Source organism: Leptolyngbya sp. PL-A3 (genome assembly GCF_039962325.1).
Taxonomy (GTDB): Bacteria; Cyanobacteriota; Cyanobacteriia; order Elainellales; family Elainellaceae; genus Vacuolonema.
This window is the reverse complement of record NZ_JAMPLB010000007.1, coordinates 66,581-79,242: the sequence shown is the minus strand read 5'-3', so window position 1 is coordinate 79,242 and position 12,662 is coordinate 66,581. Positions and strand designations below refer to the sequence as shown.

Genomic DNA, 12,662 nt, shown 5'->3' with positions numbered 1-12,662 from the left:
CCCACCCTACCTTTGTTGTACTTAACGCACTTACACATCGATATATAGCGCTATGCGTTTAGGTCATGTTGCAAACGTGTGGATGGAATGTGATGTGCGGCGCGCATCACACCGACACGTAAGGCCTGAAGTCTTGTAAAGCGAATTAACGAATGAGTTGTGTCACCCACTCGTCACCATTCTCCTCAGAAGCCAACTGAAGACGAGCTAACCGCCAGGTTTTGCCCTCCACCTGGCGTTGCAGATACACCTCGAAGGGATTGCGGCGTTGCACCAGGGTGCGATCGGGATAGGTGAGTTTAAGGGTATAGCTACCTTCTACGCGATAGCCTTTGAGCCCATTAATTCTGAGCGGTTGGCGGCTGTCAATTTTAACGCTGTCAAGGTTGAAGGAAGGCTGTGCAGCAGCGGGAACGCCCAGTTGTTGAGCCAGTTCGATCTGGGTTTGGCTGAATTGAAGGGCGATCGCCTTCTCCACCAAACTGCTATCGGGCAACCGCCCTCCACAGCTGGTCAGCAACACAGCCAGCAACACAACCAGAACGACGCGGAGCACAGGGTATTTCATACAGCTTCAACGGCAGAAGGGAGAGCCAGAATTCCCGTTCTTTCCTTACAGTACAGCGTGACAGCACAGCGTGGGCGATCGCTTTCACCATCAGATTGCGTAAGGCTACAGGAGAGCGATCGCCCCATCTCGCCGCGAATCTCCTGCGGCTTCCAGGGTGCCATCGGGTGCTTGACTGACGGCATGAACCCCACCAAAGAACATATTGCTGGCAGCCCAGGCATTGACTTCCTGGTCAAAGGGAAAGTCTGAAAGGGGCTCCAACTCCAACCCAAAGCCAGGTTCCAGGCTAAATACTCCATTCTCCCAATGAATGCGAGGGCTTTCGACGGCGGCTTCGACCTTCATGCCAAAATCCACTAAGTTACTCATCACCTGCAAAATAGCCGTACGGATGCGGTTCGAGCCACCAGAACCAAGAACAAGCTCGGGTTGGCGATCGCGCAACACAATCGTCGGCGACATCATCGAGGAAATCCGCACATTCTCCTGCCACTGGTGAAACCCCGTGGGGTGCAAATCCTCTTCGCCCAGCATGTTGTTCAGCATTACCCCCGTTCCAGGAATGCTGTAACCGCAACCTTCACCATTAGAGCCGGTGAGACTGGCCGCATTACCTTCCCCATCAATAACGCTGATATGGGTCGTACTTCCCCACTTGTTGACGCTGCCAGTCAAGGCGCGGGCGTAGGTGTGTAAGTGGTTGGGGGAAAGAAAGCGTTCGGCGACATCGGGGGCGTAGAGTTGGCGATCGTAACCATCAGCGCGGGCCTGATTGGTAAGGCGCATTACCTGGGCCAGGGTGGTGAGATGCTCCAGCGAGCCAAAGGGCATTGCAGCCAGATCAATCTGGGAGAGTAACCCCAGCGCGAAGGCGATCAGCGTACCACCCGAACTGGGGGGTGGGTTGGTCAGAAGGGTGTTACCGCGATAGTCGGCAACGAGGGGCGATCGCTCAATGACGGCATAGTCCTTCAAATCCGCCAGAGTCAGGAATCCGCCTTTTTCCTGGCAGGCGCGCACCAATTGCTGAGCGGGTTCTCCTTCATAAAATCCTCGCGCGCCCTCAGCCACCAAAAATTCCAGGGTATCCGCTAGGGCTGGAATGCGTAGAATATCTCCCGGCTGTAGCCCCTTCCCATTCGGCACCAGAATCGGCCCCATCTCGGGACAGGCGGCCAGGATAGGGGTCAAAATGCTAAAGCTGTAACACTGGAACGGGGTCATCTCTACCCCAGTACGAGCGTAATGGATCGCAGGAGCAGCAACGGTCGCTAATGGTAACCGTCCCAACTTCTTATGAACATGCAGTAAGCCTTTCGCGACACCCGGAACCGCTGCCGACCCTAACCCAATATGGAACTCCTGGATCACACTTCCAAAGTTGACATCCACTGGATAGAAGTCTGGATGAAGAGTATTCCGTTGCTGAGGGGTTTGGGTGAAAAAGTCGAATAATGTGTTGTGATGGTCGCTGGTATGAGCCAGCAGAAAACCACCGCCCCCCAAAGAAATTAACGCGTACTCAGCTACACAGGCTGCCAGAGCCGCTGCCACTACAGCATCAAAGGCATTGCCTCCCTGTGCCAGAATTTCCATGCCAGCTTCGGCAGTTTTGCGGTGTCCGGCGGCGATCGCCCCACGGGTTTGAGTCATGGCAGACGGCAGGCGTTGAAGATTTGTCTCAATAGCTTACTTCGTCTAGACACGATGTGAATCATGACCATTGATATCAAATCTGGTTGAAGAAGCATAATTTTCAACCAGGGATCAGATGACTTAGGAGGTTTATGAGAAACAATATCCCCATTTTTTGGAAAAGGACGCGGCGAAGCCGCGTCCTTTTTCCAAAAAATGGAGAAGTTCTTTTCTGGACTCCTTAGCTGTTTTGGATGTGGTGAATCAACGCAAAAAATAGAGCCAGGTTGGGAAAGGTATCGCGAGGTTGAAGGCTCCATTCCTTAGAATCTGGAGTTTGGACTAATTCTGCCTGCCGCGCAGCAGGCTTTCGGGTTTTGCTTCGCTGAAAAGCTAACTACGCAAGCTCTTCAGCGAAGCAAAACCCAATTTAGTCAAAGTCGAGTTGCTGCATCTTCCGCATCTATACAGGTGCTCAGAAGCGCATGAATAAATAACTTTGAAAGCAGACTTAAGAAACCGGGTGTTTTTAGAAACACCCGGTTTCTGAGCTTATTTCAACAACACATTAGCTAAACGATTACTGTGCTGGGGGAGTCGCTGTTTGATTACCCAGCTGAACATTCGGTGTTTGTATGTTCGGAGCCATTTGACCATTCCATTTTTCAGCGCGCAGCCGTTCAATTTCTAGCCGTTCCCGTTCCAGCAATGCCGGTGTGATGGAGCGGCTGAGAATAGCATTGGCTTCGGCTTCAGCCTGGGCTTCGATGCGACGCACATTAGCGCTGGCAGTAGCTTCAGCCACTTTCGCCTTACCTTCAGCTTCCGCACGGGCGGCATTGGCCCGTGCCGTTTCAGCATCCTGCTGAGCTTTGAAAGCAGCATCGATGGATTCTTGAATTTGAGGTGGCAGCACAGGGGGATTTAGAAGCGAAACTTCTTTAATCTCCAGTTCAGGAAACTTCCCCTGCAAACAGGTCAACAAAGGCTCCTGAAAACCAGAAGGATTGGTTGCAATCTGTACTGGAGACGTTCCAGCAGCACTCTCATTCGCACAATCGCGCAAAGCATTACGGAGCGCCCCCGCATTAAAGGCATCGGGGTCTACCCGGTAGTTGCGGAAGAATTGGTGCAAGTAAGTGTAATCGGGCTTGGATGCCTCGATAGGCTCAATGCGGAAGCGATAGGTAACCCCTAAATCCATCGACGCTTTGGAACCACCCACTGAAAAAGCGACAGTATCAGCATCGGCAAACTGATAGGTGCGGAAGAAAACGGGGTACTCGTACAAATCCTGAGTGACGGGGTTGTAGGTGACGCGTCCACCATTGTATAGAGTGGCATTTTGAATCCCTCGCTCATCCCCATAGTTATCCACCAGCAAACCTGAATAACCAGGGTCAATCCGGGTACCAAAGACCGCTGTGCATCCACTGCTTAATAGCAAGAAGCTGGATACACCAACCATCATCCACTTTGATTTCATGCTTTTGTCTCTATTGCAAACAAAGACTGAATAACTTCAAAATCGTCGCCCTCCTGAATGAGGGAAAAGACGCGATCGACTTTGTATGGTTCTAAAACAGGCAGCTTTAACAATTCGCCTTTATGAGCTGAGATGCCTGCCCGTTGAAGGCGATGGGAAAGCCGAGATACGTAAATCTGGTGGCTCCTCACGAGATAGAGCCAGAGAGCAGAGCTGCCAAGGGTGGTGCTGTATAGCAACAGCCCGACCCAGAGATGCGTGGCATTAATTAACTGGCTGCCATAGAAGAAGGAACAGATCCATAGGCCAATACTGAGGGCGAAACAGGCTCTATTTTTGACAATCCGCGTCAGCTGCATGGGTAATCTCCTGGCAATGACTACACCTTCCCTGGCAGCTATTGCGGACGGTAAAACCAGATACTGGATCGAACTGTGAGTTGGCAGACACCGGATGTTCTTAAGGATTGTGTATTAAATAACCTGTAATTCTTTTTGTGAGAGGGGCGGCGAAGCCGCCCCTCTCACAAAAAGAATTACAGGTTATTTTGTTTTTGATCCTAAGAAACACCCGGTGTCTTGAATTTAGCCTTCGCTGATGAGGTTCAGCAACTCGTTTGTAGACATCTTGCCGCTGATGTCGGCACCTTCTAGCAAGCTGTCGGCCAGGTCGCGTTTTTGACGGTGCAGGTCCACAATCTTGTCTTCAATGGTGCCCTTGGCGACAAGGCGGTAGATAGTGACCGGGCGTTGTTGGCCGATGCGGTGGGCGCGATCGCTCGCCTGATCCTCCACAGCCGGGTTCCACCAGGGGTCCATGTGAATCACATAGTCGGCGGCCGTCAGGTTGAGACCTGTACCGCCCGCCTTCAGGCTAATCAGGAACACATCCCCTTCACCTGCCTGGAACGCATCCACCCGCTTCTTGCGCTCCTTCGCCGGGGTGCTGCCGTCGAGGTATTGGTAAGAGATCTGATGCTCATGCAGATAATCGCGGATGATGTGCAGGTGATCGACGAACTGGCTGAACACCAGGGCTTTGTGATTGTTGGAGAGCAGTTCCGAAAGCACCTCGCCAAATAGCTCCAGCTTGGAACTGTTTACGGGGGCATTGGGTATCACCAGACGGGGGTTGCAGCAAGCACGACGCAGCTTCATGATTTCTGCAAGAACCTGCAAGTGCTTAGCTCCGGCCTCAGCGGTGCTCTCCCGGAGCTTCTCCACTGCTTCCCGACGGAGAGCTTCATAGAACGCCATCTCGTCAGCACTCATCTCCACGTGGAGCAGAATTTCCGTACGAGAGGGCAGTTCTTGCAACACCTGGTTTTTGGTTCGGCGCAGGATGAACGGTTGAATTAATTTTTTCAACTGAAGGCGAGCTGCCTTATCTTGATACCGTTCGATGGGAGTGGCGAAGCGTTCATTGAAGCGCTCCAACGACCCCAACAAACCCGGATTGATGAAGCGGAACAGGTTCCACAGTTCCCCCAGGTGGTTTTCGATGGGGGTACCCGTGGTAATGATCTTGAAGCCACCCTGAAGGCTCATCGCCGCCTGCGATCGCTTCGTGTTCACGTTCTTAATCGCCTGGGCCTCATCCAGCACAATGGTTTGCCACTGGGTTTTCGCCAGCATTTCCGCGACATCATCCTGCTGCAACAGGCCGTAGCTGCAAACCAGCATGTCAAAGGGTTGCAAGTCGCTGAGAACTTTTTGGCGATCGCCGCCGCCCAACTGAATCGGGTTCAAGGTCGGTGCAAACCGTTGCGCCTCCCCCATCCAGTTCATGCAAACGGACGTGGGAGCCACAATCAGTGTCGGGCCTTGAGGAGCGCGAGTGAGGATGAGGGCAAGAGCCTGGAGCGTTTTTCCTAGGCCCATGTCGTCAGCAAGACAGGCACCAACACCCCAGTGAGCCAACTTCGCCAGCCAGGTGAAGCCATCCACCTGGTAATCCCGCAGTTCCGCTTGCAGGGTCGAGGGCAGTTGGGGGTGAAACTCCTGCATATCGCGGAGTTTTTGAAGGTGGTTTTTCCAGTGTTTGTCGGTTTTGAGGTCGCCCACTTCCTCCATAAAGTCGGTGAGGGCGATCGCCGCCAAGGGGTGAAACCGCGCCTTATCCCCCTGCATATCTGAGAAGCGGCTAAACTCATCCAGTCGCTTACGGAAAGCTTCCGTCAGGGCGAGAAATTGCCCATCGGCCAGGGGAATGAAACGTCCAGGGGTAGTCGCCATCAACTCCATCAGGCGCTTCATATCCATCACCTGACCATCAGGTAGCTGCAACTCACCGCTGGCCTCAAACCAATCCCGCTGTTGCTGAATTTTGAGTTTGAAGCTGCCAAAACCGACGGTCTGGGTCACACGCAGACGTTCGCCTTCCGGCCATTCCAGGATGGCGCGATCGCCCACCTGATGCAGCTCCGTCAGCAACTCCAGACAATCCTCCGGAGCGGGTAGAATCCATTCCCCATTTTCCTCTTCAAACCGTTCCAGCGTTGCGCAAATGGCGATCACCTCTGCGGCTCGTTCCCGTTCCTCTGCTAAGTCGCGGGTTGTTTGCAGGCGCTTGCCGTCAATCTCACCGATTACTGTTGCGCCACCGCTTCCGGGCCGGAAGTAAGGGCCGCTCTCCCCAAAGGGGCGCGTCATTAAAGCCATCTTCAACCCTTCCCCAATGGGCAACAGGTGAATGTGGGGAATACTCACGGCAGGCACGGACTCAACATCGGATACGCCACCGCCCACATCCGAGTGAACGGTCACGATATTTGATACGGCATTAATTGCCGACAGCACGCCCTCCTCCGCTGCCGCTGGAACGTCTAGATGATTCCGGGAGCCGATAATGGTGGCAATCTGGCGATGGTCAGCGGTAATGTCTACCACCTTAAACCGCGTCGGAGTTTCCTTGACCAGGGCCACATCCGCTGCGTGATCGTAAATGGGCGGGGAGAATTGTAGGGTGAGGCGCTCACCCTTCTCATCCCGCTTCACAATCAGCTCGGGTTCGCCCTTGACAATTTCTACACGGATTTCAGGTGCTTCCTCTAGATAAACATGGGGGTGTCCAACCAGAGCTACGATCGCCCGTTCTCCAAACTGGTACTGGCCCTGGTAGTTGTAGGAATAGTCCACCTCCAGGTGAGCACAAACTTGATGATCCTGCGGGGTCAGGTAATCCATATCTCGGTTTTCCCGCAAACGCTTGAGGGCAATGGGGCGGCCTCGGCTCCACACACCCTTTGCATTCACCTTCTGTTCGCGGGGCTGAATTAGATAGTTTTCACTGGAGTCATAGGTGAGGAACCAGGCCAGCCTCATCGGAGCTGGAGGCTTGGCGGCGACCACGGGTTGGTATCGCAGATTGACCAGGGCTTGCAGCGACAATTCCCACAACTCCCGGAAGGGCACGGCTTCGACCAGGGTTGGCCCATAGCGCTCGGGCTTGAGAATTTCTGCTTGAACTTTAAAGGTACTTTTCGGTTTCAGGCGAGCCAGCATTTGGGCGGCTTCCCAGGCCATCCAGGTATATCCTGACTCTGCCGCTTGCTTATAAAGCGGCTCGAGGAGACGCGTCAGGACTCGCTTCGATCCTTCAGAGTCAACCCAGTAAAGGCACAGGCATTGCACCAGGGTTTCCAAACTGTGCCCCTGGTTATAGGGTTCGATTTCCTGGCTCTGAAGGCTGTCCCGATGGCTCAGGTTCCCCCGTTGTAGCTGGATGACGTGGTGCAGCGAGATGCAAGCGTTTTTCAGCCAATGTTTCGGATATTTGGTAATCAGGTTGGCATGGTTGGCGGCCAGCTCCAGCGATGGGGGGGTATTTTCCTTCAGATGGGTGAGGATGTAAACCAGATCTCCCAGGCCACTGAACTCCTGCGGGTCTCCATAGACTACAGTGCGGGAAGTTCCCGCCTTCTTGATGCGGCGCGCGGCCTCCTCGAAGCGAGCGATCGCCTTCTCTTGTTCGCCTTCAAAGAAATGGAGGGTAGCGTAGGCGATCGCCTCCTGCTCCCCTGGCAACCCTCTGGCAGAGCCTAGAACCTGCCGGGCTCCGGCCAAATCTCCTCGCAAGACTAACAGGTCTACCGCCTGTAACCGGAGATCAGAGGAGCTCCGGCCATCGGGTTTTTCCCACTCGGCCTGTAGCAGCTGTAGCGCTTCTTCCAGGGGTTGCAACTGCAACGCCGCCTGGCTCAGCAGGGATGTCATCACCGTTTTGAACAGGTCGGCTGGCAATGTGTTGATCCAAGCAGGGTCAAACGGATTGCTGCAAATGCGCCGAATAATCTCTTCCAGGGTCAACATCGTGCGGCGCGGATTGCCATAGATGCCGTATTTCAGGTAACTCTCGTAATAGCGCTCAGCTACCTTCAAATTTTGGCTATAGAAGCTAATCCGGACCTGACGGATCAGTTGATCGGGGCTGTTGAAATAGTAGGGGCCGTTTTTCCCGTAGGCATGAATCGGCAGGTTGTCTTGAACGGCGTTGGCCAGAGCATCAAACCGCTTTGCTTTCAAGGCATCTCGCGTAGCCACTTCGATCAGAAGCGGATGACAGCGCGGATCTTGATCTTTGTCGTCAATGAGCAGTTCAGCGGCTAATAGCTGATTCAGCCGTTCTAACAGAAGATTTTTGTTGACGGGCTTGCCTTTGGAATCTCGAATTCCTGTGTTTTGGAAACAAGTGGTAAACACCGAGCGACGCATGGGCTCGTAGGCGATCGAGAACAACTGGACGATGCACTGATCAAGCGGAGACAATGCTCGATACTGTTTGACCAACTGCTCACGAATGGCTTCGATCTCAGCGTAAGACTGGGGCATGGGCGATCGCTGGGGTTTTGTACCCGATAGCAACAACAGACGAGCTGGTTCACAACTCGCAATCTCCTATTGTGGCGTACTTCTCCCTGTTATGACAGTCATTCGTGCAGTCAGTTATTCTTTTAGGGGTGTGCAGCCGCACGAATCTGAGTCCAGAGGGTATTTTCAAGTGCTGCGGTGTGGCACCCGAAAACAGTCTGAACTGAGGTGGATGGAGAGTAGGGGATTCGAACCCCTGACCTTTGCGGTGCGATCGCAACGCGCTACCAGCTGCGCCAACTCCCCGGAATCTAGCTATATTAGCAGCTTTGCCCAATCCCGTGTACGGTAGTGTTTTAGACCTGTGGATGGGGTGGGGTGAAAGGGGCATGACGTGCCCCTTTCACCCCACCCCATCCACGGGTTTGAACCATGGGTGCATCCCACTGTAAGTGAAGTGGGCTTTGCCCGCTTCACTTACAGTGGGGTGCACCCTGAACCATGACCCCATGTACCATTGCCGTAGAGGCCGTTAGGCAACGGCTGGAGCCTTTGTATCTCCAGCAAACACCCGCTTAATGCGATCCAGCTCCAGATCTGTGAAGTAGTCTACCGCCCAGTTGGATTGGCGCTGCATCATGTGGAAAGGGTAGGTGGTTGCTAACCCGACGACCTGCATCCCTGCCCGTTTGGCGGCCTCAATGCCGGGGAATGTGTCTTCGATGACCAGACAATTGGCGGGTTGCAGCTTGAGGTTGGGAAACGTTTCATTGAGCCGCTCTACAGCCAGAAGGTAGCCATCGGGCTCCGGTTTACTGGTGGTGATGTCGTCCCCCGCCACAATGACCGAAAAGTGCTCGGCTAGATGTAGGCGATTTAACACCATTTCAATTTCTGCCCGCATCGCTCCGCTGACAACGGCCATAGGTAAATGGGCCGAGCGAATTTGATAGATAAAGTCTTCCAGGCCGGGATAGGTGGGAAGCTTTTCAATTTTTTCCAGCTCCGCCTGGTAGTAGAGGGATTTTCGGGCCATCAGCGTGTTGAGCTGCTCCTCTGTGACGACGCGCCCACGGCGATTGAGGAGTTCTACCAGACAGGCGCGATCGCTCCGTCCCAAACAGATCTCCCAGAACTCCCCAGGCTTGGCCCGCAGGTTTTCCTCCAGGAGAATTTTCTCCAGCAGTTTGTCGTGGAGCGGTTCATCGTTGATGATGACGCCATTAAAGTCAAACAGAACTGCCTTGAGCATGGGTTTGTTGGGTGACTATCGGAACGATTGGGCTGTTATTGATCTTTTCGAGTTAGGGGGTGTTTGTCAAATGAGTGATGATCCTTGTCTCTCTTTTATATAGGAGAGAGTGGAGGGCGATCGCCCTCCACCCCTCAGCCGATTCCAGGCAGGAACTGGGTCTTTCAGACATTGCCCGTGATTGACTGAACTCACTTCGTAGGAACCCTACATTCAAAATTTAGCCAGGAACCCACTCCGCCGCGATCGTTGGCGTTTCAAACTGAATGCGTTGATAAGAGAGAGGTTTAAGGCCACGGGTCACTTGATGCAACATCCACACCGGCTCAGTGCGTATATCCCCGAAACCGGCAGCTCCCATCCAGGCATCCAGGCTTCCTGCTGCATAGTCCTGGATGTAGGGTTCCTCAAAGATCTGTGTTAGCCAGAGGGTGTTGCGGAGGGTAGATTGGCTACCATCCAGCACCAGCATCTCTCCGCCCGAACATAGGAGTCGTAAGGCTTCCTTCAAAATGGCCTGGGTCGCGGCCAGGGGCGTTTCGTGAAACAGCAGGGAGGCCGTAACCAGATCAACGCTGTTGTCAGGGAATGGAACCTGCTCGGCGTTGCCATGAATCCAGCGGATGTCCAACTGGGCCGCTTGCGCCTTGTCTGCTGCCGCAACCAGCATGTAGGGCGACAAGTCTATCCCAATTACCTCGGCATCGGGAAATGCCTGCTTCAACAACAGTGTGGTGGAGCCTGTACCACATCCCAAATCCACAATCCGGCGAGGTTGACAACGAATATGGCGAAGCAGATCTTGGCGTACCCAGGCTTCGTTGGGAGGCAAGAAGTATTGGGTAACGGCATCGTAGGTGAGCGCGGCCTGAAGGTTTAGATAACCTCCTTTGATGCCATGAAAATTCTGCGACTCGTAGTAATCGGGATATTGAATCGTAGGATTGCGCAGGCGATCGCTCTCCGCTTCCCAATCTTTGCCCCGGTAGTAAGCCATTAAGGCATTCTGGTCGAGCAAGACATGCTGAAATAGCGGAGACAGGTACTTCTCAAAGAGGGTTTCTTTAGAATCTGTCATAGAAAAATAAGGGGTGGGAGGGACCTTCTATTGGTTTTAAACATTTCTGGAAAGGAATGCCAGTTTAAGGCTATTTCATTGGATGCGATCGCCCCTCATTGCACGACCAGTTGAGGCACTCCACAAAGCAAGCGTAACGTTCAGCGCATTAGAACAACTAGAGTGGTAAGTCTATCGCAATACTTTTAGTGGAAGGTCAATGTACAAATCATTCAGTAGTTCTATAACCGAATGGCACTGACATACAAGATTTAGATCTCTGCTTCTTCCCATAAAACCAGAAATCTAGTTATTGAGTTCAATACAGCGTTAACCAGTCAGTTCAATACCCTAAGCTCTTTAAAAGATTACTCTTTTTGATGCCAGGGAAGAGACAAGAAAACAATAGTCTAACTATTTAGCACAAATCATCAATACATCAAAATTCATTCCCACAAACCATTCCAATACTTCAGATTAAATAGCAAAAAGATGAAATAGGCGATCACTGAAACTAGCCAGCTAATCACTTGCCGAATAGAAATATATACGGAAGTACAGCAAAGAAATATAAGAGAGGATAATGAAAGGAATAAATTTTAAGAGAAAAAAGAAGGGGATGCAATCACCTTTACACATGTCGACATCAAACAAAATAACGACATCAAGTAAATGAATATGTCGTTGCAATATTCAATATTGGCAGCATGATATTTATCCTCATTGAATATGATCTCGTTATGAGAAGAGGAGATAATCAAAGCTGGCTTTTTGCAAGCTGGGTATGCAAATATGCTGCTGTCCTGGATTATCAACGCGATTCCTTGAGGCGATGTTTCAGACAGCTTCCTAAAATTTTGTGGATGGGGAAATAACTTAGCCATCGCAGAATCGCCCTGGTTTGATGAAGATTTGATTTTGAATCATCAATCCAGGAACCATATTACTGACTGGTAAACCTTTCAACTTGTTAAAGGTTTAGTTTGTAATGCTATAGGATTCTGTATATCTGTGTGAAGTTCTCAAGTACCTATGTAAAAACTCTGCGACAAAGATTGCTTTTATAGTGATCACACGGAAATGTTTGGGTACTCTGAATCAGGAGCCACTCCACAGCGCTCTTCTTCAGAAAATTTAGGATAACTGATGTATGCCAGCTACCACAGCAGCAGTCAATCTAACTGAGTTACAGAGTACAACCCGCATCCTTCTCACACTCTGGGAGTTAGGAGGAGTAGGAGGTGAGGTTAGGCGCGGAGAACTGACCAAGCGGGTGGTTCAAAAGGGCAAGAAGAGTACGGATTATAAGAATGTCCTTGATCAACTAACAGACGATGGGGCGATCGCCGTCACTAAGAACACGATCTCTTTATCTGATAAGGGCGTAGAATTACTCAGCCAAAATTTAAAGAATGCTGATTTTGCCTTTTCGTCTCAAGTCGGGGCAAAAACAGCCAATGCATTGCTGAAGTGGGTGCGTGAAATGGGTACAACCAGCCCTAGCACTAACGGTAAAGTGCATACAAACGGAAAGGTTGTAGAAGATGCGATCGCCTCTTACGAGGCTTTCAAACCTGTTGTACTAGAAGTATATGATCGCCTCAATCGTGACTTTAATCATGAAGATCTAGTCCCTATTTACCGAATTCGTCGAGAAATTGGTGAACAGGTTTCCCGCTCTCAATTTGATGAGTGGTTGCTGGAGATGCAAAGTGGCGACATTTTGCAGCTGATTGGTGGGGAAATGCCAGATATTACTGCTGACAAGGCTCAAGACTCCATCAAGACAGCATTAGGGGGAGTACGCTACTACGCTAAACGACTGTAAGCGTTTGTTCATTAAGCTACGACTC

Annotated in this window: 8 protein-coding genes and 1 tRNA gene; 1 reads left to right on the top strand and 8 read right to left on the bottom strand. The window is 51.8% G+C overall.

Translation table 11 applies throughout. The annotated features are described in order from the left end of the window. Positions 1 to 145: 145 nt before the first annotated feature. The 8 genes from NDI52_RS07910 to NDI52_RS07875 all read right to left on the bottom strand — a co-directional run bounded on the left by NDI52_RS07910 (position 146) and on the right by NDI52_RS07875 (position 10,830). A complete protein-coding gene (locus NDI52_RS07910; protein WP_190774823.1) occupies positions 146 to 568 on the bottom strand; it encodes a hypothetical protein in 423 nt (140 codons plus the stop codon). Between the two features lie 105 nt (positions 569 to 673). Then, entirely contained in the window at positions 674 to 2,224 is a 1,551-nt protein-coding gene (gene ggt, locus NDI52_RS07905) for a gamma-glutamyltransferase (protein WP_190774822.1), read from the bottom strand. 562 nt (positions 2,225 to 2,786) lie between these two features. Beyond that, positions 2,787 to 3,692 (bottom strand): SPFH domain-containing protein, encoded by a 906-nt coding sequence (locus tag NDI52_RS07900; protein ID WP_190774821.1) that lies wholly within the window; start codon positions 3,690 to 3,692, stop codon positions 2,787 to 2,789. Continuing rightward, positions 3,689 to 4,051: a hypothetical protein gene (locus tag NDI52_RS07895; protein ID WP_190774820.1), complete on the bottom strand. Its 363-nt coding sequence runs from the start codon at positions 4,049 to 4,051 to the stop codon at positions 3,689 to 3,691. Before NDI52_RS07895 ends, NDI52_RS07900 begins: the two co-directional genes overlap by 4 nt. Positions 4,052 to 4,276: 225 nt before the next feature. Then, positions 4,277 to 8,521 carry a DEAD/DEAH box helicase gene (locus NDI52_RS07890; protein WP_348256382.1) on the bottom strand — a complete coding sequence of 1,415 codons (4,245 nt, stop codon included), beginning with the start codon at positions 8,519 to 8,521 and terminating at the stop codon, positions 4,277 to 4,279. A 212-nt stretch (positions 8,522 to 8,733) separates the two neighbouring features. Further along, positions 8,734 to 8,806: transfer RNA gene (locus NDI52_RS07885), tRNA-Ala, on the bottom strand. Positions 8,807 to 9,032: 226 nt separating this feature from the next. Further along, entirely contained in the window at positions 9,033 to 9,752 is a 720-nt protein-coding gene (locus NDI52_RS07880) for an HAD family phosphatase (RefSeq protein WP_190771665.1), read from the bottom strand. A 220-nt stretch (positions 9,753 to 9,972) separates the two neighbouring features. Then, positions 9,973 to 10,830: a class I SAM-dependent methyltransferase gene (locus NDI52_RS07875; protein WP_190771666.1), complete on the bottom strand. Its 858-nt coding sequence runs from the start codon at positions 10,828 to 10,830 to the stop codon at positions 9,973 to 9,975. Positions 10,831 to 11,959: 1,129 nt separating this feature from the next. Here NDI52_RS07875 and NDI52_RS07870 point away from each other — a divergent pair. After that, on the top strand, positions 11,960 to 12,637 hold the full coding sequence (locus NDI52_RS07870; protein ID WP_190771667.1) for a hypothetical protein: 678 nt from the start codon (positions 11,960 to 11,962) through the stop codon (positions 12,635 to 12,637). Positions 12,638 to 12,662: the final 25 nt, after the last annotated feature.